At 37.5% G+C, this 21,053-nt stretch carries 22 protein-coding genes; 6 read left to right on the top strand and 16 right to left on the bottom strand.

Annotated features, from left to right (window positions below; translation table 11 throughout):
* The first annotated feature begins 110 nt into the window (after positions 1-110).
* Both rpe and AAX15_RS07890 read left to right on the top strand, forming a co-directional pair.
* Positions 111-785 carry a ribulose-phosphate 3-epimerase gene (gene rpe, locus AAX15_RS07895; RefSeq protein WP_046939956.1) on the top strand — a complete coding sequence of 225 codons (675 nt, stop codon included), beginning with the start codon at positions 111-113 and terminating at the stop codon, positions 783-785.
* A gap of 45 nt (positions 786-830) precedes the next feature.
* The gene (locus AAX15_RS07890; RefSeq protein ID WP_046939955.1) at positions 831-1,505 is read left to right on the top strand and encodes a phosphoglycolate phosphatase; all 675 of its coding nucleotides are present in this window, start codon (positions 831-833) and stop codon (positions 1,503-1,505) included.
* A 227-nt stretch (positions 1,506-1,732) separates the two neighbouring features.
* Here the strand turns inward: AAX15_RS07890 and hslU are convergent, their stop codons facing one another.
* Both hslU and hslV read right to left on the bottom strand, forming a co-directional pair.
* The gene (gene hslU / locus AAX15_RS07885) at positions 1,733-3,067 is read right to left on the bottom strand and encodes an HslU--HslV peptidase ATPase subunit (protein ID WP_046939954.1); all 1,335 of its coding nucleotides are present in this window, start codon (positions 3,065-3,067) and stop codon (positions 1,733-1,735) included.
* Positions 3,068-3,076: 9 nt separating this feature from the next.
* Positions 3,077-3,604, bottom strand: coding sequence for an ATP-dependent protease subunit HslV (gene hslV, locus AAX15_RS07880; protein ID WP_005629407.1), 528 nt, complete (start codon positions 3,602-3,604; stop codon positions 3,077-3,079).
* Positions 3,605-3,822: 218 nt separating this feature from the next.
* Here hslV and aphA point away from each other — a divergent pair, with 218 nt between their 5' ends.
* Positions 3,823-4,530, top strand: coding sequence for an acid phosphatase AphA (gene aphA / locus AAX15_RS07875; protein ID WP_046939953.1), 708 nt, complete (start codon positions 3,823-3,825; stop codon positions 4,528-4,530).
* 68 nt (positions 4,531-4,598) lie between these two features.
* Here the strand turns inward: aphA and secB are convergent, their stop codons facing one another.
* Positions 4,599-5,108, bottom strand: coding sequence for a protein-export chaperone SecB (secB, locus tag AAX15_RS07870; RefSeq protein ID WP_046939952.1), 510 nt, complete (start codon positions 5,106-5,108; stop codon positions 4,599-4,601).
* Positions 5,109-5,121: 13 nt separating this feature from the next.
* Positions 5,122-5,568, bottom strand: coding sequence for a rhodanese-like domain-containing protein (locus AAX15_RS07865; RefSeq protein ID WP_046939951.1), 447 nt, complete (start codon positions 5,566-5,568; stop codon positions 5,122-5,124).
* Positions 5,569-5,816: 248 nt separating this feature from the next.
* Here AAX15_RS07865 and AAX15_RS07860 point away from each other — a divergent pair, with 248 nt between their 5' ends.
* A complete protein-coding gene (locus AAX15_RS07860) occupies positions 5,817-7,139 on the top strand; it encodes an anaerobic C4-dicarboxylate transporter (RefSeq protein ID WP_046939950.1) in 1,323 nt (440 codons plus the stop codon).
* A gap of 132 nt (positions 7,140-7,271) precedes the next feature.
* Here the strand turns inward: AAX15_RS07860 and gnd are convergent, their stop codons facing one another.
* The 10 genes from gnd to nudE all read right to left on the bottom strand — a co-directional run bounded on the left by gnd (position 7,272) and on the right by nudE (position 17,397).
* A complete protein-coding gene (gene gnd / locus AAX15_RS07855; protein WP_046939949.1) occupies positions 7,272-8,726 on the bottom strand; it encodes a decarboxylating NADP(+)-dependent phosphogluconate dehydrogenase in 1,455 nt (484 codons plus the stop codon).
* Positions 8,727-8,776: 50 nt separating this feature from the next.
* The gene (locus AAX15_RS07850; RefSeq protein WP_046939948.1) at positions 8,777-9,832 is read right to left on the bottom strand and encodes an acyltransferase family protein; all 1,056 of its coding nucleotides are present in this window, start codon (positions 9,830-9,832) and stop codon (positions 8,777-8,779) included.
* 335 nt (positions 9,833-10,167) lie between these two features.
* Positions 10,168-10,500, bottom strand: a complete 333-nt coding sequence (locus AAX15_RS07845) for a hypothetical protein (RefSeq protein ID WP_046939947.1) — start codon at positions 10,498-10,500, stop codon at positions 10,168-10,170.
* Positions 10,501-10,560: 60 nt separating this feature from the next.
* A complete protein-coding gene (locus AAX15_RS07840) occupies positions 10,561-10,953 on the bottom strand; it encodes a GNAT family N-acetyltransferase (RefSeq protein ID WP_046939945.1) in 393 nt (130 codons plus the stop codon).
* 26 nt (positions 10,954-10,979) lie between these two features.
* Positions 10,980-11,678 carry a 6-phosphogluconolactonase gene (gene pgl, locus AAX15_RS07835; protein ID WP_046939943.1) on the bottom strand — a complete coding sequence of 233 codons (699 nt, stop codon included), beginning with the start codon at positions 11,676-11,678 and terminating at the stop codon, positions 10,980-10,982.
* 84 nt (positions 11,679-11,762) lie between these two features.
* Positions 11,763-13,247 (bottom strand): glucose-6-phosphate dehydrogenase, encoded by a 1,485-nt coding sequence (gene zwf / locus AAX15_RS07830; RefSeq protein WP_046939941.1) that lies wholly within the window; start codon positions 13,245-13,247, stop codon positions 11,763-11,765.
* Positions 13,248-13,322: 75 nt separating this feature from the next.
* Positions 13,323-14,132, bottom strand: coding sequence for a 3'(2'),5'-bisphosphate nucleotidase CysQ (gene cysQ / locus AAX15_RS07825; RefSeq protein WP_046939939.1), 810 nt, complete (start codon positions 14,130-14,132; stop codon positions 13,323-13,325).
* Positions 14,133-14,136: 4 nt separating this feature from the next.
* Positions 14,137-14,553 carry a hypothetical protein gene (locus AAX15_RS07820; protein WP_046939936.1) on the bottom strand — a complete coding sequence of 139 codons (417 nt, stop codon included), beginning with the start codon at positions 14,551-14,553 and terminating at the stop codon, positions 14,137-14,139.
* 53 nt (positions 14,554-14,606) lie between these two features.
* A complete protein-coding gene (locus tag AAX15_RS07815) occupies positions 14,607-16,595 on the bottom strand; it encodes an OPT family oligopeptide transporter (RefSeq protein ID WP_005635656.1) in 1,989 nt (662 codons plus the stop codon).
* A 244-nt stretch (positions 16,596-16,839) separates the two neighbouring features.
* Complete coding sequence (gene nudE, locus AAX15_RS07810; RefSeq protein ID WP_046939934.1) at positions 16,840-17,397, bottom strand: ADP compounds hydrolase NudE; 558 nt, start codon at positions 17,395-17,397, stop codon at positions 16,840-16,842.
* Positions 17,398-17,467: 70 nt separating this feature from the next.
* Here nudE and hslR point away from each other — a divergent pair, with 70 nt between their 5' ends.
* Complete coding sequence (gene hslR / locus AAX15_RS07805; protein ID WP_046939932.1) at positions 17,468-17,863, top strand: ribosome-associated heat shock protein Hsp15; 396 nt, start codon at positions 17,468-17,470, stop codon at positions 17,861-17,863.
* A gap of 25 nt (positions 17,864-17,888) precedes the next feature.
* On the opposite strand, the gene asnC is transcribed toward hslR, so the two are convergent.
* Positions 17,889-18,341, bottom strand: coding sequence for a transcriptional regulator AsnC (gene asnC, locus AAX15_RS07800; protein WP_005635654.1), 453 nt, complete (start codon positions 18,339-18,341; stop codon positions 17,889-17,891).
* A 153-nt stretch (positions 18,342-18,494) separates the two neighbouring features.
* On the opposite strand from asnC, the gene asnA reads away from it, so the two are divergent.
* Positions 18,495-19,487, top strand: a complete 993-nt coding sequence (gene asnA, locus AAX15_RS07795) for an aspartate--ammonia ligase (protein WP_005630541.1) — start codon at positions 18,495-18,497, stop codon at positions 19,485-19,487.
* Positions 19,488-19,764: 277 nt separating this feature from the next.
* Here the strand turns inward: asnA and glpC are convergent, their stop codons facing one another.
* Complete coding sequence (glpC, locus tag AAX15_RS07790; protein ID WP_046939928.1) at positions 19,765-21,045, bottom strand: anaerobic glycerol-3-phosphate dehydrogenase subunit GlpC; 1,281 nt, start codon at positions 21,043-21,045, stop codon at positions 19,765-19,767.
* Positions 21,046-21,053: the final 8 nt, after the last annotated feature.

The raw sequence follows: 21,053 nt of genomic DNA, 5'->3' as shown, positions 1-21,053 counted from the left end.
TAAAGTGCCCTTTCTTTGTTTATCCTGTTATTTCATATAAGGATTACTATTGGTTTTTTGAACTTAAGTGAGTAAACTAAATGCACTCATTTTCTCAACGGAGAACCTTTATGAAACCTTATCTTATCGCCCCATCAATTCTTTCTGCCGATCTTGCTCGTCTTGGTGATGATGTACAAAACGCACTTAATGCAGGTGCGGATGTTATTCATTTTGATGTTATGGATAATCATTATGTACCTAATCTCACTTTTGGGCCTACGGTATGTCAAGCTTTACGCGATTATGGTATTACCGCACCGATTGATGTGCATTTAATGGTAAAACCGGTCGATCGTATTATTCCCGATTTTGCCAAAGCAGGTGCGAACTACATCACTTTTCACCCAGAATCTAGCGAACATATTGACCGCTCTTTGCAGCTTATTCGCGACTGTGGTTGTAAATCTGGATTAGTGTTTAATCCTGCGACGCCGTTGAGCTACTTAGATTACGTTTTGGATAAAGTGGATGTGGTTTTATTAATGTCAGTTAATCCCGGATTTGGCGGACAATCTTTTATTCCAGCAACATTGAAGAAATTACAACAGGCTCGTAAGATCATTGATGAAAGTGGTTATGACATTCGTCTTGAAGTAGATGGCGGTGTGAAGGTTGATAATATTGCGGAAATTGCAGCGGCGGGTGCAGATATGTTCGTGGCGGGTTCCGCAATTTTTGGTAAGCCAGATTATAAACAAGTTATTGACCAAATGCGTACACAGTTATCGAGTGTGAGCGCATAACTGTCATTTTAATGAAATGTGATTGCAATAGAACAGAGAAAAACAATGAATACACAATTTAAACTTATTGGCTTTGATTTAGATGGCACCTTGGTAAATAGCCTGCCTGATTTAGCGTTATCCGTAAATTCTGCCTTGGCTGAATTCGATTTACCGCAAGCACCAGAAGAATTAGTGTTAACTTGGATCGGTAATGGGGCACCTGTATTAATTGCACGAGCGTTAGATTGGGCGCAAAAACAAACAGGAGAAGTGTTAACTGAAGAAGAGATTAAGCAGGTAACGGAGCGTTTTAATTTTTATTATGGTGAGAATTTATGTAATGTCAGCCGCCTGTATCCGAATGTAAAAGAAACATTAGAAACCTTACAAGAAAAAGGCTATGTCCTAGCTGTTGTTACCAATAAACCCACAAGACATGTTCAGCCAGTATTGGCCGCGTTTGGAATTGATCATTTATTTAGTGAAATGTTGGGTGGTCAGTCTTTACCTGCCATTAAACCACATCCAGGTCCGCTTTATTATTTATGCGGAAAATTTGGTTTTGAACCACGCCAAGTGCTTTTCGTAGGCGATTCTAAAAATGATATTATCGCAGGTCACGCTGCGGGCTGTGCAGTTGTTGGTTTAACTTACGGCTACAATTACAATATCCCTATCAGTGAATCCAATCCAGATTGGGTGTTTGATGATTTTGCCCAGCTCTTAACGATTCTTTAAGTTTCTTATCTAACAATAAAGTGCGGTTAACCTTGAGCTTCCCCAAAAACAGTTCGCACCGATGTGACAGAATTTCGAGTTGGGCAAAATAAACTCTATTTTGTCCCATTAATAGACTTATAAAAAGCTGAGTCCCGTACAATACGGAACTCAGTATTTGATTAACTGTTCAATTTTGGGATATAGATCCAAAATTCACCACACTTTTATATGTAAGATCTTTATCATTAAAGAATAAAACGACTCAAATCTTCATTTTCAACCACTTCGCCAAGTGCATCTGCTACATAAGCCGCATCAATATTGACCGTTTGACCATTCATGTCACTTGCACTGAAAGAAATTTTATCCATTAAACGTTCCATTACCGTATGCAAACGGCGCGCACCAATATTTTCCGTTTTTTCATTCACACGGAATGCCGCCTCAGCAATTTTCTTCACTGCGTCGGTTGTGAATTCTATATTCACCCCTTCTGTTGCCATTAATGCTTTGTATTGCTCGGTTAAAGACGCATGTGGCTCCGTTAAAATACGCTCAAAATCAGCCGCACTTAATGCGGTTAGTTCAACACGAATCGGCAAACGACCCTGCAACTCTGGAATTAAATCTGAAGGACGAGCAACTTGGAATGCACCAGACGCAATAAATAAGATGTGATCGGTTTTAACCATTCCGTGTTTGGTGCTAACGGTCGAACCTTCCACTAACGGAAGTAAATCACGTTGCACGCCTTCACGCGATACATCTGCACCACTGTATTCACCTTTCTTACAAATTTTGTCGATTTCATCGATGAAAACGATACCATTTTGTTCTACCGCATCAATCGCTTTTTGTTTAAGTTCTTCAGGGTTAATTAATTTCGCTGCTTCATCATCAATCAACGCTTTCAACGCATCTTTAATTTTCATTTTGCGTTTTTTCGTTTTATCTGAACCTAAATTTTGGAACAATGATTGCAGTTGATTTGTCATTTCTTCCATGCCTGGAGGAGCCATAATTTCAACGCCCATAGACACGCCTGCAGACACATCAATTTCGATTTCTTTATCATCTAATTGACCTTCACGTAATTTTTTACGGAACGCTTGGCGAGTACTGCTGTGATTATCATGGCTTTCAACTTCGCCCCATTGATTTTTAGCTGGGGGAAGTAAAGCATCCAAGATACGCTCTTCGGCTGCATCTTCAGCTCTTGCTCTGTTCTTCGCAATTTCCTGCTGGCGAACAAGCTTCATCGCACTATCCGTTAAATCACGAATAATGGAATCTACCTCTTTCCCCACATAACCCACTTCGGTAAATTTCGTTGCTTCTACTTTGATAAATGGCGCGTTAGCTAATTTTGCCAAACGGCGCGCAATTTCAGTTTTACCCACACCAGTTGGGCCAATCATTAAAATATTTTTTGGGGTTACTTCATGACGCAGAGGTTCTTGAAGCTGCATACGACGCCAACGGTTACGCAATGCAATCGCCACAGCACGTTTTGCATCGGCTTGACCAATAATATGTTGATCTAATTCAGAAACTATTTCACGAGGAGTCATTTCAGACATATTTTTTCCTTAATTCGGTAATTCTTCAATAGTGAAATTGGTATTTGTGAACACGCAAATATCACCAGCAATTTTCAAAGATTTTTCAACAATTTCACGAGCAGAAAGTTCGGTGTTTTCCACCAACGCACGTGCTGCAGACAACGCATAGTTACCACCAGATCCGATTGCTAAAATTTGATCTTCTTCTGGTTGAACCACGTCGCCAATACCCGTGATGATTAAACTTTCTTTTTCATCCGCCACAATTAGCATCGCTTCTAATTTACGGAGTGCACGATCTGTACGCCAATCTTTTGCTAATTCCACCGCACTTTTTAGTAAGTGCCCTTGGTGCATTTCAAGTTTACGTTCAAATAATTCGAAAAGTGTAAATGCATCTGCAGTACCACCAGCAAAACCAGCAATCACTTTGCCATTATATAAACGGCGCACTTTTCGTGCATTGCCTTTCATTACGGTATTACCCAAAGAAACTTGTCCATCACCACCTACGACGACTTGCCCATTACGACGTACGCTTACAATCGTTGTCATTGTTCTGTCCTTTATAAAGTGAAAAGTTGTTCGTTATATGGCGGTAAATTAACAAAATTCAAGAGAAAATAGTCTTTTGACGATTTATTCACCAAAAATAATCAAAAAATGTGAGCCTGATCATACTTCAAAATAGCAAACGTTTGCTTTAAATTGATATAAAACATAGAATGTGTATGATACATAGCATTCAATGACCATCCAACTAGGAGTTTTTTATGAAAAAGATGATCAAGCTATCTGTTGTAGCTTTATTAACCGCAGCAGCAATTCCAGCTATGGCAGGAAAAACTGAGCCTTATACTCAATCTGGTACAAATGCACGTGAAATGTTGCAAGAACAACCAATTCACTGGATCTCAGTAGATCAAATCAAAAAAGAATTAGAAGGCAAAGGCCCAATTAATGTCAGCTTTGACATTGATGACACAGTACTTTTCAGTAGCCCTTGTTTCTATTACGGTCAACAAAAATATTCTCCAGGCAAACAAGACTACTTGAAAAATCAAGATTTCTGGAATGAGGTTAACGCAGGTTGTGACAAATACTCAATTCCAAAACAAATCGGCGTTGATTTGATCAAAATGCACCAAGAACGTGGAGACCAAATTTATTTTATTACAGGTCGTACTGCAGGGAACGTAGATGGCGTAACACCTGTATTACAAAAAGCGTTTGATATTAAAAATATGCACCCTGTTGAATTTATGGGCGGACGTGAGCGCACAACCAAATACAACAAAACCCCGGGCATTATTGCGCATAAAGTTAGCATTCACTATGGCGACAGCGATGATGATGTGTTAGCAGCTAAAGAAGCGGGTATTCGTGGTATTCGTTTAATGCGTGCAGCAAACTCAACTTACCAACCAATGCCAACTTTAGGTGGCTATGGTGAAGAAGTGTTAATCAATTCAAGCTATTAATTGACCGCACTTTAACAACAAAAAAGGCAAGTTAGGATTCCTAGCTTGCCTTTTGTTTTACCACTTAATTAGTGTTTAGTTTGACCTTCTTCAGATTTTTCTTCTGCATTTTCTGCTTGTTGACGATTCATATATTCAACAAACAATGCATCAAAGTTTACTGGAGATAAATTCAACGCAGGGAACGTACCACGATTTACTAAGTTAGACACTAATTCACGTGCATAAGGAAAAAGCATATTCGGGCATTGAGAAGTTAAACAATGCGCCATTTGAACATCTTCTAAACCGCTAATAGTGAATACGCCCGCTTGTTTTACTTCACAAATAAATGCAAGATCACCACTATCTTCAAGTGTAGTTTCAACAGAAATGTTTAATACTACTTCATATAAGTCATCACCAACTTGAGTTGTTTCGGTACTTAAATCAAAACCAAGTTTTGGTTTCCATTCTTGTTGGAAAATATGTGGAAGATTTGGCGCTTCAAAAGACACATCTTTCACATAAATACGTTGAATTTGGAGAACGGGTTGTTGTTCTTCTGTTGCTGCAACGTCTTGTTTTTGTTCTGACATTTTCTATTCCTTATTATTTATGTTTTTTAACTAAAGGTAAATTTGCTGCAGCCCATACAGAAATGCCTTCTTTTAACACAAACACACGATTAAAACCTTGTTTCGATAAAAGTGTAGCTGAAGCTGCTGCGGAAACACCGTTAATATCTACCAACACAATTGCTTTTTCTTTGTGTTGTTCAATTTTACCGATGTTTTTATTTTTAATTTCGCTTGGAAGTAAATTAATGCTATCAATGATGTGACCACGTTGAAATTCTTCAATACTACGTAAATCCACCACAATAGCTTCATCCGAATTTATTAAACGAATCACCTCATTGTGAGTGATGACTTTAAATTTACTCGTTGCTCCTTTATAGAAGGTATAAATTACCATCACAAAAATCGCAAACCAAGAAACCGCTAAAAGAGTATGTTTTTGAGCAAACTCTGTTGCCATTGGGATAAATTCTTGCATTGTTTTCTCTACTGATTAAGTACATCAAAATAGGGCTCAAGTATAACCGTACTTGGGTTATCTTTCAAAAAAATTCTTATGAACGTTAAATACCTTGAATTATACATCTATAACTAAACCAGAAATAACGGCACTTTTGACCACAATTTATTGATCCATGTTATGGAATCGATACCCATTTGTTGCTATATTAAGTGCTGTTTTAACAAATAAAACAAAGATATTTTTTAATTAACTTAGGGGGCAGTATGTCTGCAATGTTCTTACTACAATTTGCCATCGTATTATTGTGTATCTTTGTGGGTGCACGTGTAGGTGGTATCGGGTTAGGTGTATTTGGTGGTTTAGGCCTTGCTATTCTTTCTTTTGGCTTTGGTCTAAAACCAGCAGGTTTACCTATTGATGTTATGTTTATGATTATGGCTGTAGTGGCAGCGGCGGCAGCAATGCAAGCAGCAGGCGGTTTAGACTACATGATCAAAATCGCAACCAAAATCTTACGTCGTAATCCTAAACACATTACGTTTATCGCTCCGGCAGTAACTTGGTTATTCACTTTCTTAGCAGGTACTGGCCACGTGGCATATTCTGTATTACCAGTTATCGCTGAAGTAAGCCGTCAAAACGGTATCCGTCCAGAACGTCCAATGTCAATGGCGGTAATCGCATCACAATTTGCTATCGTAGCAAGCCCTATTGCGGCAGCTGTTGTAGCGGTCGTGGCTTACCTTGAACCTCAAGGCATCCATCTTGGTGACGTATTAATGGTAACTATTCCTTCAACCATCTTAGGTATTTTTATTGCTTGTTTATTTGTAAACAAAATGGGTAAAGAATTAAAAGATGATCCGGAATATCAACGTCGTTTAAATGATCCAAAATATGCAGATACTTTTGCTTCTACCACTTCAGTCAAAGAAGTAGAAGTGAACAAAACCGCTAAAATTTCTGTTTCTTTATTCTTATTTGGTTCATTACTTGTTGTAATCATGGGTGCGGTTCCATCTTTACGTCCAGTATTTGATGGTAAACCAATGGGGATGGCACACACTATCGAAATCATTATGTTAGCGATTGGTGCGTTAATTATCTTAACTTGTAAACCAGATGGCACTGAAATCACTAAAGGCTCTGTATTCCACGCTGGTATGCGTGCAGTAATCGCAATCTTCGGTATTGCATGGTTAGGTGACACCTTGATGCAAGCACACATGACTGAAGTAAAAGAAATGGTAAAAGGCTTAGTTGAAACTGCACCATGGGCATTTGCTTTCGCGCTATTTGTACTTTCAGTATTAGTAAACAGCCAAGGTGCAACAGTCGCAACATTGTTCCCACTTGGCATCGCATTAGGTATCCCTGCACCAGTATTAATCGGTGTATTTGTGGCAGTAAATGGTTACTTCTTTATTCCTAATTACGGTCCAATCATTGCATCTATTGACTTCGATACTACGGGCACAACCAAAATTGGTAAATATATTTTAAACCATAGCTTTATGATTCCTGGTTTATTAAGCATGCTTTTCTGCTTATTAATCGGTTTAGGTCTTTCTCACGTTATTCTTTAAAATGTGATTCGATAACAAAGAACGGTGCTGAAATAGCACCGTTTTTTTATTTCCCAAATATAAAAAGAAAAGCGATAAAAAATATCGCACTTTAATATCTCAAAGTGCGGTAATTTTTATCAATATTTTTAACTACACATCATAAGTGGTAGAGGCGGTATTCCCACCACGACCTGTCCAGTTAGTATGGAAGAATTCACCGCGGGGTTTATCTGTACGCTCATAAGTATGTGCACCGAAGTAGTCACGTTGCGCTTGCAATAAGTTTGCTGGTAAACGGGCTGAAGTATAACCATCTAAGAAGGTGATTGCAGACGCCATACAAGGCATTGGAATACCCACTTCGATAGATTTCGCCACCACTTTACGCCAGTCACTTAATGCATTTTCTAAAATGCCTTTGAAGTAACTATCTGAACCTAAGAAGATTAAATCTGGATTTGCTTCATATGCATCACGAATGTTACCTAAGAAACGGCTGCGAATGATACAACCTTCACGCCATAATAATGCCGTTGCACCGTAGTTGATGTTCCAGCCAAATTGTTCAGAGGCTTCACGAATAAGCATAAAGCCTTGTGCGTAAGAAATAATTTTAGACGCCAATAAGGCTTTACGTACCGCTTCAATCCAAACTTTTTTATCGCCTTCAACCGGTTGAATTGTTTTGCCAAATAATTGATTAGCGGCAACACGTTGATCTTTAAATGAAGATACGCAACGAGCAAAGACGGATTCAGTGATTAAGGTTAATGGAATACCAAAATCTAATGCATTGATACCCGTCCATTTACCTGTTCCTTTTTGGCCAGCTGTATCTAAGATTTTTTCAACTAATGGTTCACCATCAGCATCTTTATAACCAAGAATATCGGTGGTGATATCGATTAAATAGCTATCAAGTTCAGTTTTTTTCCATTCTGCGAAGATAGCTTGCATTTCGTCATAGCTTAAGCCTAAACCTTCTTTTAAGAATTGGTAAGCTTCACAGATTAATTGCATATCGCCATATTCGATACCGTTATGAACCATTTTTACAAAGTGACCAGCACCTTCACCGCCAACCCAGTCACAACAAGGTTCGCCTTGTTCTGTTTTTGCTGAGATTGCTTGGAAAATAGGTTTAACATATTGCCATGCTTCTTGATTACCACCTGGCATGATAGATGGCCCATGACGCGCACCTTCTTCACCACCTGAAACACCCGAACCAATAAAGCGAATGCCTTTTTCAGCCAATGCTTTTACACGATGGTTGGTATCTGGATAGTTTGAGTTACCGCCATCAATGATGATGTCGCCTTCTTCTAAGTGCGGTAATAATGCCTCAATGAATTGATCCACTACATCACCCGCACGCACCATTAACATCACTTTACGTGGCTTTTCTAATTTAGAAGCTAAATCTTCTAAAGAGTATGCACCAATAATATTCGTGCCCTTTGCTGCACCTTGTAAAAATTCATCCACTTTTGAAGTGGTACGGTTATATGCCACCACTTTAAAGCCATGATCATTCATATTTAAAATGAGGTTTTGCCCCATTACGGCTAAGCCGATAACACCGATGTCGCCTTTTACTGACATTTTTTGCTCCTGTTGTATTAAATTTAGTTAATTACTCTCAATAATCCCTTTTATCCTAAATGAAGTTTTTTAATATTTTTATTCATTTTTAGAGTTTTAATGATAATGGCACACAAAATTAATATAAGAATTGCCTGTATTAAATTAACAAAGTAATTATCTGTATTATTTAAAGACATTTTCCTTAACCCAAAAACAATTAAAAGCTCTTGAATACAATAAATACCTAAAGAATTTTCTCCCAAATAAGCCAATACACTCCAAAACACTTTTACTATGCTACTGAGCTTTTTAGTATTATTGTAAATAATATAGCTAACAAGAACAAAGGATGCGCTCCCTAACACCCCAATAATTATTCTATATACATCAATAAAAAACTGTTTACTTGTTGAAAAACCCAAATCTGGATTTAATATACTAACTCCAGAATGATAAATATAAGAATTAATATCCCAAAATAAAAAAATAGAAACAAATGATACACTACAAGCTAATGTAATTTGGCTATAATATTTCCCCGCTATTTCAAACAGGACCACCCTATATTTGGCTAACAAATAGCCTATTAAAAAGAACGGATAGATGAATGCTGTCATCTTTAATATATATCCTTTAGCAAATAGGATAAACAATAAAACAATAGTAAGGTGTATAAATATACTGCCTTTTAAAAGCTTATGAATAAATGATACTAATATAGACGAGATTAAAATCCCCCATAAAAACCAGTAACTATGAAAAATCTTATAGATTAAGTCATTAAAATCAATATAAATATTAACATTGCCGTTTTTATAGATAGAATTTAAATACAAATAAGAATATACAGAAAATAACAACAAAGGAATAAAAATTCTTTTTAGCCTATTTTTTACAATTAAAATTAAGTCATATTTTTCTTGTGAAAAAAAAACAAAATACCCACTAACAATCATAAATAAAGGCATATGAAAAGAATAAATAAATTGAAAAACTGAAAAATTCCAGAACATTCCTTTATTTAGCACATCAACACCACTTCCATTTTGAATACAATGCCCAAAAACCATAAGAAATATAGCTAGTCCTTTAACTATATCTAAAAATATATTTCTTTTTTTCATATTGATTACTTTAAATTGGTTAATTAAGAACCAGCTAGTTATTTTTACTGTTCTATATTAAAAAACGATTAATATATACTCTAGCTATCATCCATATTATATATGACAGCCTAGTTACCTACTTATCTAAATAAGACTTCCCTACTTTTGGGAACTTGTATCTTAACATATTCCTTTATCTATAAGTTCAGTCTATCCCCAGTCACCGGAAACCAACAACTCAGGTTTCATCTTTTACTGACATTGTTTTCCTATTAAGAAAATGCTGAAGCACCTATTATTTTTTATAAAGTATATGAAACTTATTCCAGATATTTGTCTCAGTAAAACATCACTTAAATTTCTCTAATTAACGAGTTACCTTGCTCTAACGTGTCTAACCACTGCCATTTTTCATAGCCGATGAGTTTACTATTTTCTAAAGAAAATGTGGTACAACAACGCCCCAAACGATTTTCTAGAGATTGATTTAAATGTTGATACGTAAATTCAACTTGAGTATCGTTAATCCATTTTCCAATTAAAAAACCTTTTAAAATTTCACCGCCACCATATTCTGCCCAAATCATTTTATCTTGCTGATGGTAATGAAATTCGGTTTGGCTGCTGACCTCACCATTTGCGGTGTTTTCAACAGCAATAAATTTTTTATTATCTAAATTTAACATTAAAGTAACTCCGCATCTGATGTATCTATATCTTATTTTAGTCCGTACAATGCTAATAAATTAACTCCTCGTCCACGCACTCATATGCTGTGTAAATCCAATATGCGGATAATAATCTACAGCTTGTGGAGCCGATAACAGCACAATTTTAGCTTGTGGATGTAAGGCTTGTTTAGTGTGTTCAATCAATTGTAATCCAATACCTTGTTTTTGATATTGTTCATCAACCGCTAAATCAGATAAATAACAGCAATAGGCAAAATCCGTCACGGAACGTGCTATGCCCACTAATTGTTCACCATCCCAAGCAGTAAATAATAAATCTGCATGGTGCAACATCGCCGCGACGCGTTTTTCATCCTCTAACGGACGGCGTGCCCCGAGCGTTGTTTTATTTAGCAATTCAATAAATTGTTTAACTGCAATTGGTTCATTCACTTTGTAGTCTATCATTTTGCAAGCCTGCGATACTCAATTTGTTATAGCAATTTTGCCGCCGCTTTATCCAAATACCATTCCGTCACGCCATTTTTTGCTTTAATTTTTGCAGCAGGGTAAGGAAGGTTTTCAGCTGGAGTCGTTTGGATTTCTTTTAAAATATCCGCTTTGCTTTCGCCGGTGACCAAATAGGTAATGCGTTTGGCTTGTTCAATGAGTTTGGCTGTTTTAGAAATGCGAATTTGACCACTTTCAGGATGTTTTTCAATGACAGCTAGATTTTCATCATCAAAATTGGTTTGATGTGGGAAGAGAGAAGCGGTATGACCATCAGTTCCCATGCCTAAAATAATCCAATCAAAAATACCATTTGGAATGACCGCACTTAATTCTTCTTCGAAACGTTTTAGCTCAAAGTGTGGTTCATTTTCACCACGAATTCGGTGAATGTTTTCTGCTGGAATTTGAATGTGATCGAATAAGAGTTTCTGCACTTCACCATAGTTGCTTTCAGGATCAGATGGCGGAACCATACGATCATCTCCCCACCAAAAATGCAGATTCTTCCAGTTAATTTGTTCCGCATAAGGCGCTTTGGCTAGAGTTTTAAATAATAACTTAGGCGTTGAACCACCAGAAAGGGAAATATGCACAGGGTGATTTAATTGGCTATAAATCACAAATTCTTGAGCAATTTTATCGACTGCGTGTTGAGCCGTTGGGAAGCTGATATAGTTCATTGATTTTCCGTTGGGCTTTAGCCCACAATTTATTATGTTCGATATTAAGAGAGGTGGGCTAAAGCCCTCCCTACATTAGATTAATTAAACTTTTTTCTTCATTAAACCTGTCGGTTTACGCCAAACCTTGCCTTGTTTTGCGATTAATTTATCAGCTGCAACAGGGCCCCAAGTGCCAGCTTCATATTCATGAATACGACCACCATTGGCTTTATAATCTAAAATCGGTTGCACAAATTTCCATGCAGCATGCACAGCATCAGTACGAGCAAACAAGGTAGCGTCGCCTTTCATCGCATCTAACAATAAGCGTTCATAAGCGGTTAATACTTGTGCTCCTGCTAAATCTGCATAACGGAAATCCATTGATACTTCTTTCGCTTCAAAACCTGCACCTGGTTTTTTCAAACCAAAACGCATTGAAATCGCTTCATCAGGTTGAATACGAATAATTAATTTATTCTCTGGCGCATTTTGGCTGAATACAGGATGTGGCGTGGTTTTAAAATGGATCACAATTTCGGTCACACGAGCCGGTAAGCGTTTACCCGTACGGACATAGAACGGCACACCAGCCCAACGCCAGTTTTCAATTTCACAACGCAATGCGATATAGGTTTCAGTGCGAGAATCTGCAGGCACACCTTTTTCTTCTAGATAGCCCTTTTCCATTTTGCCGTTAATTTCAGCCGCAGTGTATTGACCTAAAACGAGATTATGCTCCATATCTTCTGCAGTTAATGGACGCAAACTATGCATCACTTTTGCTACTTCATCACGCATTGAATTCGCATTAATAATTGCTGGCGGCTCCATTGCCACCATCGCTAATACTTGCAATAAATGGTTTTGGAACATATCTCGCATTGCACCAGACCCATCATAATAGCCACCGCGCTCTTCCACGCCAATAGATTCTGCACCAGTAATTTCTACATAATCAATGAAATTTCGGTTCCAAAGTGGTTCAAACCAACCATTTGAGAAACGTAATACGAGCAAGTTCTGAACGGTTTCTTTACCTAAATAATGGTCGATACGATAAATTTGGTGTTCTTCAAAGAAACGGTGGATTTGTACGTCTAACGCTTGCGCTGTTTTTTCATCGTAACCAAAAGGCTTTTCAACAATAATACGCTTCCAGCCATATTCTTCCGTATTTAAACCATGTTCAGCCAAACACTCAGGAATCACGCCATAAAGACTTGGAGGAGTGGACATATAATAAAGGGTGTTACCACAAGTTTTATATTTATCATGAAGATTATCTAAGCGTGGAACAAGTTTTCCATAATCTTGAGCATCAGATGTATTCACTGCCTGGTAATAAAGATGAGAACAGAAAGCATCTAAAGTGTCAGGTGTTGTTTCTTCATTGTTAATTAAAGCCTCACGCATTTTTTCGCGGAAAGTTTCATCATTTAACTCAGAGCGAGCAACACCTAGAACGGAAAAGTTTTCACTCAAACGCCCGATTTTGTAGAGATTATAAAGAGCTGGAATGAGTTTACGGTGAGTTAAATCACCAGACGCGCCAAAAATGACGATACAATTATTATCAGTTTGCATAATTATTCCTTATAAGATTCCGAGTAATATCGGAAAATAATGCCGTATTCTAGAGAAAAAAACCAATCGAACCAATCAATTAAATTGAAAGATAGAACGCCAATCGAGCGATTGATCGCCCACCATAACAAAATGCGGATTAGTCAAGGTTTCACGTTGGTTATAGGTTAAAGGCTCAAAATGAGAGTCAAAAATGACACCGTGGGTTTCACCCAGCAGCACTTCAGCGCCAGCGGTATCCCATTCGCCTGTTTGTCCTAAACAAACATAACAATCTACCGCCCCTTCAGCCACCAAACCGCTTTTTAAACTACTTGAACCAACCACAACAAATTCACAAGGAAAATCCTTCGGCAAAATCGACCGCACTTTTTCTTGTGAAGTGGTTGCACCCACTGCAATTCGTAAAGGGCGGTCAAAATTCATCGTGTTTTTAGTGAGTTTTTTTACCTGATCCAGTTGTTTTTTAAACGCGCCAAAATCATGCATTGCATAATAAGTCGTCGATAAAATTGGTGTATGAATAACGCTTAACACTGGTTTATTTTTACGAACTAGGGTAATCAACACAGAAAATTGATCGGTACGATTAATAAATTGTTGTGTGCCATCAAGAGGGTCAATCAACCAATATTCTTTCCAATTTTTACGTTCTTCAAAGGAAATATGACAATTTTCTTCCGAAAGAACGGAGACATTAGGGAAAAGAGCGGTCAATTTTTCTGTTAAAAATTGGCTCACAAAAAGATCCGCTTCCGTTACAGGCGTGTTGTCTTCTTTCAATTCAACATGAACCTGTTTTTGATAAAACTGTTGCAAATGCTTACCCGCTTGATAAGCAATCATCAATACTTGGTTAAGTAAGTGTTCGTTTAGCGTCAGCATAAAATTATTCTCTTGTTTTTGGCAGCAACCAAGGCATCACAAATAGAGCATAAAATACCATTCCGCATGTGCTTATTAACCCGAGGGATAATCCCCCTTCGGTCAACCAGCCCCAAAAGGAAGTTTCTTGTTCGCCGAGCAATAACAAATAAAAATAAGATGCCATATTGCAGTAAACAAATGAAATGATCGATGAAACGAATACAATCGAAGCAATGTTATAACGTGTGTAACGGAATTTTACAGCTAAAAGTGCAGTTAAAAATGCGGGAATTGTGGAAAGAAGAAATGCTGTGAGAGCATAGCTAGAAAAAGGAACAATAACACCACTTGAATCATCATCGAACCAAATCAAAAGTGCGGTGACGATTATCTGTAAAATCAGGGGGAAAAAAATAAGTGTTTTTAAGTAAGATTTCATAATAAAAAAATAGGCTATCCCAAAGGTAGCCTATTCTAAAATAAATTTAAGGATTAATCAGATTTTTTCGCACGTAATACGCGAGATGCAAAAATCACAATACCCACGATAAATACGATTAAACCTAGCCACTCGCCAATAGTATCCCAGTTTTCAAGATTTAAGGATAATGGCGCTTCAGAACCACCAGTGGTAACAGAAGCCGCAATAATGAATGCTAAAATCACACCCATTAAGCTTTCACCTACGATTAAACCTGCAGAGAAAAGCGTACCGAAACGTTCTGCTTTAGCAGACACTTCTTTGTTACCAAGTTTTGCAATATGACGAGTCATGATCCATGCTAAGAATGCACCGACAATCACAGGCATATTAATTGATGGTGGTAAATAAATACCAATCCCCACAGCAATAACTGGCAAGCCAAAGACTTTGTTGCTGACTTTTTTCAAGAATGCATCAATCGTAATTAACACAGCGCCTAAAACTACACCAGTTAAGATGTAAGTCCATTCCAATTTATTTGTGAAAATACCTTGAGAAATGGTGGTCATTAATGTTGCTTGTGGTGCAGATAGAGCCTGTGAAGGATCCATATCTGGACGTGGCAACGCACCGCTGAAACCATACGCGTGATATAAGATTTCTAATACTGGTGCGATAACAAGCGCACCGACAAAGCAGCCGATAATTAATGCTACTTGTTGACGCCAAGGTGTCGCATCTACTAATAAACCGGTTTTTAAATCTTGCAAGTTATCATTAGAAATCGTTGCGGTAGTTAAGACAATTGACGCGGTAAAGAGTGTAAGTGCGGTCAAAAATTTCTGACCATCTACGGTTTCAAATAAGCCTGATGCATTACCGATTGATACCAATACCAATGAAATCACGATAACAGAAATAATCCCGATACCAGAAATTGGGCTTGAAGATGAACCCACTAAACCCGCCATATAACCAGAAGCGGCAGCCACGAAGAAGCCGATAAATACCGCTAAGAAAGTACAAACTACCACTAATAAAATGGAAAGTTCAGGTGAAATCGGTGCAGCTGCGATAAAGTGATGTAATGAAATAACAATTAACACAACTGTCGCGATTAAGATATAAATCATTGTTTTTGGAGAAAGGTCGATATCAACGCGATGCTCAGACTCAGCCTGTCCACCTTTCAACATACGGAAAGAATGTAGCATCCCTTCAATCATTGGTTTCATTAAAATAAGTAATGTCCAAATCGCTGCAATACCAATTGTACCCACACCAATAAAGCGTACTTTCGTTTTCCAAACCACCATTGCGGCATCAATTAAGCTTGCGTCTGCTGCGATATCACCTGACATCGTGAAATATGGCACAGCCACACCCCAAGTCAAAATAACACCGATCAACATCGCAATACCGCCTACGATACCAATTAAATAACCCGCACCAAGCAAGGCAAGTGAAAAGCCCATTGGTAATTGGAAAGCCGCTTTACCAGTTTGAATCCAAGCGCTTGCACCATCAGCCATCACGCGTAAACCGTTAGTTAAAAATGCAACTAATCCCGCTAAAACACCACCGTAAGCAATATCTTTCACACCGCTATCGCCATCTGCATGATTACCCGCTTTTAAGATTTCTGCAGCAGCTACACCTTCAGGATAAGGTAAATCACTGTTTACCACCATCGCACGGCGTAATGGAATGGTGAATAACACACCCAATGTACCACCGGCAGCACAAATCAACATAGTTTGCCAGAATGGGAAGTCTTGCCAGTAACCCATCATTAATAAGCCTGGTAAGACGAAGATCACAGAAGAAAGTGTCCCCGCTGAAGATGCTTGTGTTTGCACCATGTTATTTTCAAGAATACTAGAATCTTTGAAAAATTTGAGCACAGCCATAGAAATGACGGCTGCTGGAATAGATGACGCAAATGTCATCCCCACTTTTAGACCGAGATACACATTGGATGCAGTGAAAATCACTGTAATCAATGCGCCGAGGATGATCCCTCGAAAGGTCAATTCTTTTAAGTTTTCGTTATGCATAAAAATGTTCCTTGAGTAAAAAAAGAAAACACCTAAACATTGTCAAAAATCGAGTATTTTTTCAAGTTTTTTAAAGGGAAATTTGAGCTTGTTAGAAAATATTTAATAAAAAGGGAAATATTTGAATGATATTTTATTTATAGATAAGCGAAAAAGGCTAACTCAGGGTTGTGTTCATCTGGTTAGCCATGATTTTCCTCTTTTTAAAAAGAGAAAATGAGAGAACGATATTCAATTAAGCCAATTATTTTTGGCTTAAATAATCTTTCAAGGAATAAAGTGCAGTTAAATTTCTAGCTTCATTGAAATTGGGCTCTGCAAGTAATTCATCGATTTTTGACAATGGAAAGCGAACAATTTCTAACGGCTCTGGCTCATCACCTTCTAACTGGCAAGGATAAAAATCCTGAGCAACAAAAATATGCATAATGCTGCGCATATAACTTGGATTGGTAATCACCGTACGCAAGAAATCAATTTTATTGGCCCCTAGCCCCAACTCTTCCTTTAATTCGCGATTTGCTGCATCTTTCGGTTCTTCATCTTTATCTACGCTGCCTTTAGGAAATCCTAATTCATAACGTTCTGTACCAACTGAATACTCACGAATCAATAAAAGATCATCCCCATCAATGGGAACCATCATAACAGCCTGTTGATTACCGGGTTTGAAACGCTCATAAGTACGTAACTCCCCATTAGAAAACGCCAAATCAACAGACTGAATTTCAAATAAACGAGATTTAGCAACGACTTTTGCAGCAATAATTTTAGGTAATTTTTTAGATAAATCGGATAACATAAGTTTTCCTTTATTTTGTGATAGGATTGGGACAAACTGTACCATAAAATAGCAAAAGAGAAATTCACAAATGGAAGAAAAAGAAGTCAGATTAGACAAATGGTTGTGGGCTGCACGATTTTACAAAACACGGAGCATTGCCAAAGCCATGATTGAAAGTGGTAAAGTGCATTACAACAACCAACGCGCGAAGGTAAGTAAAATTGTGGAAGTGGGCGCAATGTTAAAACTTCGCCAAGGAAACGAAGAAAAAGAAATAAAAATTATCGCCTTAAGCAATCAACGCAGAGGTGCGCCAGAAGCACAATTACTCTATCAAGAAACCGAAAGTAGCGTGAAAAAAAGAGAAGAAATCGCATGGGCAAGAAAAAATAATTCCCTTTCAATGCCCCATCCTGATCGTCGCCCAAACAAAAAAGAGCGGAGAGATTTATTGAAATTCAAACACCAAGATAAATTTGAATAAAAATTTCACCGCACTTTCTATTTTCTTAAGGTTTAATATCTCGCAAAATTGGATTTTGCATTGAAATCAAGGTTTCAGTGGACTGAATTTCATCTATTAACTGAATCTTGGTCGCCAAAACAGAATGTAATTCTGCAATTGTGTGTGTCATCACTTTTAAGAAAATCGAGTAATTGCCCGTTGTATAATAGGCTTCCACTACCTCATCGAAACTTTCTAGCTTTTTGATTACCTTTTCATAATCTTTTGCACTTTTTAGAATAATGCCGATAAAACAACATACGTCATAACCTAATTTACGCTCATCAATGATCACCTTCGTACCTTCAATAATGCCCGATTGGCGCATTTTTTCTACTCGCACATGAATCGTTCCCGGGCTGACGCCAAAGTTTTTAGCCATTTCGGCATAGGGAGTTCTCGCATCTTTAGTTAGTACACGTAAGATTTGCTGATCTAAACTGTCAATATTGTGCATAAAATCACCTCCTTTAGATTTTATTCAATTTTTCTCTTCTGATTTAGATAATATTCAATTTAAAAAAGAAAGCAAATAAAATACTTGAAACAAACGTAATATTTATTAAATAATACATAAAAATATCACCTATTGTTAAAAAGGGTTATCAAAATGAAAAAGACATTTATTTTACAACAACAAGAAATCAGTTTTGTGAAGAATACCTTCACCCAAAATCTTATTGAACAACTTGGCATTATTGAAGTACAAGGCCCTATCTTGAGCCAAGTGGGTAACGGAATGCAAGATAACTTATCTGGCATTGAAAAAGCCGTTCAAGTTAATGTGAAATGTATTCCAAATGCCGTATTTGAAGTAGTACATTCTCTTGCGAAATGGAAACGCCATACCCTTGCTCGCTTCAACTTTAAAGAAGGTGAAGGCTTGTTTGTTCATATGAAAGCATTGCGTCCAGATGAAGATTCTCTTGATCCAACGCACTCTGTTTATGTGGATCAATGGGACTGGGAAAAAGTGATTCCTGAAGGTCGTCGTAATTTTGCATACTTAAAAGAAACGGTAAATTCTATTTATCGTGCTATTCGTTTAACAGAATTAGCCGTAGAAGCACGTTTTGATATTCCTTCAATTCTTCCCAAACACATTACCTTTGTGCATAGCGAAGATTTAGTAAAACGCTATCCAGATTTAAGCAGTAAAGAACGTGAAAACGCAATTTGTAAAGAATACGGCGCAGTATTCCTGATCGGAATTGGCGGCAAACTTTCAGATGGCAAACCTCATGATGGTCGAGCACCTGACTATGATGACTGGACAACTGAATCTGAAAATGGCTACAAAGGCTTAAATGGTGATATTTTGGTATGGAACGACCAATTAGGCAAAGCATTTGAACTTTCCTCAATGGGTATTCGCGTAGATGAAAGTGCATTACGCTTACAAGTTGGCCTAACGGGTGATGAAGACCGTTTAAAAATGGATTGGCACCAAGATTTATTAAACGGAAAATTACCACTAACTATCGGCGGTGGTATCGGTCAATCTCGCTTAGCAATGCTTTTACTTCGTAAAAAACATATCGGTGAAGTGCAATCAAGCGTATGGCCAAAAGAAATGTTAGAAGAATTTTCAAATATTCTGTAAATTGATTTGCCCCAAAACCTAGACTATTTAATTAAGGACTGATGACGATATTGTGTCAAATTCAGTCCTTTTTATTTCAGTTAAATTAATAGATAAGTCGCCATTTGATACTCCAGTCTTGATTTGAACCATCGATCTTATTTATTATAAAATCTTCCCCTCAATGGTTGGTTTGTTTAGTCTAGCTTTTGGGATACAAATAAAATTTACCGCACTTTTTTATACTGATAAAAAACAAAAAATGCACTTTAAATTACAAAGTGCATTTTTCTTATTTCTAAGCATCCATCGACATACAGAGTAAGGTTAATGGGTGAATACAGGTCACATTGGACGACATATCAATTTGCCATTTACAGGTTTGGCATTCAGATATGACGTAATCAAACCCACCTTCATTAATATTATCAAATAGGTTTTTACCAATAGATTGTGAAACCTCATAGTTTTCTGATTTAAAACCGTAAGTCCCCGCAATACCACAGCATTGGCTAGGTAACATAATGATTTCTAAACCAGGAATTTTTTTCAACACTTCCAAAGTATAAGGTGCCCAACCTGCTTTATCTACGTGACAAGCAGTGTGATAAGCCACTCGAAGTTTAAGTGGTTTCAGCGGTAATGTTTTACCTTCTTTGAAAAGCTGGTATAAGAACGGTGTCACCATATGAATATACGGACGTACTTTAGCATTGTCGATGCCTAAAATATGATGGTATTCATCACGCAGATTAAGTGAACAGCTTGATGCTTCACTGATCACATCTAGTCCATTTTCATCTACCATTTTTCCAATGTAATCGGTATTGAACTGTGCGATGTTACGTGCACGTTCTGGGAAACCGTTCACCATTAATGGTAAACCACAGCATTTTTCTTTTTCTAATAGCATCACCCCAATGTTCATCGCATTGAACACTTTAAGGAATTCTTTACCAAGCTGCGGATTATTATAGTTCACATAGCAACCATGATAATACGCGACTTTACGCTCAAATTTTTGTTGGTCTTGTAACGCATTTTTCATATACCAGCTACGGAACGTGCCAAACGCATATTTAGGTAAAGTACGTTCTTTACTAATTTTAAGCGTTTTTTCCAACATAAATTTGGTAGCTTTTAGGCTTGTGATAGTGTTTACAATCGGCGCTAATGGCGTATTGATTTTCCCCATGACATCAGTGTTACTTAAAATCGCATCACGCAATTTATTCATTAACGGTTTTTTAGATTGTGCTAAGTGGTTATTACGTGCACGCACAATTAAATCACCGATTTTCACATCAGACGGACAAGCCACTTCACAACGTTTACAGTTGGTACAATATTTAAGTGCTTCATCGTAAAGTTCAGCAGATTTTAAGCGTAAACGCTCACCATCTGGGCCAGATTGTTTTGGACCAGGATAAAGCGGATTGTTGCGTGAAACCGGACAAACAGCGGTACAAGCCGTACATTTAATACAGCTTTCAAAACTTTCGTCGATATATTTATGGCTTTCAGGTGAATTAAGGGATTGTTTTGCACTATCAATGAGTCGTTGAATATTATTATCCATATTATTCC

The organism is Haemophilus haemolyticus (assembly GCF_001008275.1).
Classification (GTDB): domain Bacteria; phylum Pseudomonadota; class Gammaproteobacteria; order Enterobacterales; family Pasteurellaceae; genus Haemophilus; species Haemophilus haemolyticus_P.
Note: the sequence above shows the minus strand (reverse complement) of the source record. Positions and strands in the feature narration are given on the sequence as shown.

What these genes read in the sequence shown, in the direction of transcription:
- rpe (WP_046939956.1), top strand. Translation starts at nt 111, where the DNA reads ATGAAACCTTATCTTATCGCCCCATCAATTCTTTCTGCCGATCTTGCT.
- AAX15_RS07890 (WP_046939955.1), top strand. Translation starts at nt 831, where the DNA reads ATGAATACACAATTTAAACTTATTGGCTTTGATTTAGATGGCACCTTG.
- hslU (WP_046939954.1), bottom strand. Translation starts at nt 3,067, where the DNA reads ATGTCTGAAATGACTCCTCGTGAAATAGTTTCTGAATTAGATCAACAT.
- hslV (WP_005629407.1), bottom strand. Translation starts at nt 3,604, where the DNA reads ATGACAACGATTGTAAGCGTACGTCGTAATGGGCAAGTCGTCGTAGGT.
- aphA (WP_046939953.1), top strand. Translation starts at nt 3,823, where the DNA reads ATGAAAAAGATGATCAAGCTATCTGTTGTAGCTTTATTAACCGCAGCA.
- secB (WP_046939952.1), bottom strand. Translation starts at nt 5,108, where the DNA reads ATGTCAGAACAAAAACAAGACGTTGCAGCAACAGAAGAACAACAACCC.
- AAX15_RS07865 (WP_046939951.1), bottom strand. Translation starts at nt 5,568, where the DNA reads ATGCAAGAATTTATCCCAATGGCAACAGAGTTTGCTCAAAAACATACT.
- AAX15_RS07860 (WP_046939950.1), top strand. Translation starts at nt 5,817, where the DNA reads ATGTCTGCAATGTTCTTACTACAATTTGCCATCGTATTATTGTGTATC.
- gnd (WP_046939949.1), bottom strand. Translation starts at nt 8,726, where the DNA reads ATGTCAGTAAAAGGCGACATCGGTGTTATCGGCTTAGCCGTAATGGGG.
- AAX15_RS07850 (WP_046939948.1), bottom strand. Translation starts at nt 9,832, where the DNA reads ATGAAAAAAAGAAATATATTTTTAGATATAGTTAAAGGACTAGCTATA.
- AAX15_RS07845 (WP_046939947.1), bottom strand. Translation starts at nt 10,500, where the DNA reads ATGTTAAATTTAGATAATAAAAAATTTATTGCTGTTGAAAACACCGCA.
- AAX15_RS07840 (WP_046939945.1), bottom strand. Translation starts at nt 10,953, where the DNA reads ATGATAGACTACAAAGTGAATGAACCAATTGCAGTTAAACAATTTATT.
- pgl (WP_046939943.1), bottom strand. Translation starts at nt 11,678, where the DNA reads ATGAACTATATCAGCTTCCCAACGGCTCAACACGCAGTCGATAAAATT.
- zwf (WP_046939941.1), bottom strand. Translation starts at nt 13,247, where the DNA reads ATGCAAACTGATAATAATTGTATCGTCATTTTTGGCGCGTCTGGTGAT.
- cysQ (WP_046939939.1), bottom strand. Translation starts at nt 14,132, where the DNA reads ATGCTGACGCTAAACGAACACTTACTTAACCAAGTATTGATGATTGCT.
- AAX15_RS07820 (WP_046939936.1), bottom strand. Translation starts at nt 14,553, where the DNA reads ATGAAATCTTACTTAAAAACACTTATTTTTTTCCCCCTGATTTTACAG.
- AAX15_RS07815 (WP_005635656.1), bottom strand. Translation starts at nt 16,595, where the DNA reads ATGCATAACGAAAACTTAAAAGAATTGACCTTTCGAGGGATCATCCTC.
- nudE (WP_046939934.1), bottom strand. Translation starts at nt 17,397, where the DNA reads ATGTTATCCGATTTATCTAAAAAATTACCTAAAATTATTGCTGCAAAA.
- hslR (WP_046939932.1), top strand. Translation starts at nt 17,468, where the DNA reads ATGGAAGAAAAAGAAGTCAGATTAGACAAATGGTTGTGGGCTGCACGA.
- asnC (WP_005635654.1), bottom strand. Translation starts at nt 18,341, where the DNA reads ATGCACAATATTGACAGTTTAGATCAGCAAATCTTACGTGTACTAACT.
- asnA (WP_005630541.1), top strand. Translation starts at nt 18,495, where the DNA reads ATGAAAAAGACATTTATTTTACAACAACAAGAAATCAGTTTTGTGAAG.
- glpC (WP_046939928.1), bottom strand. Translation starts at nt 21,045, where the DNA reads ATGGATAATAATATTCAACGACTCATTGATAGTGCAAAACAATCCCTT.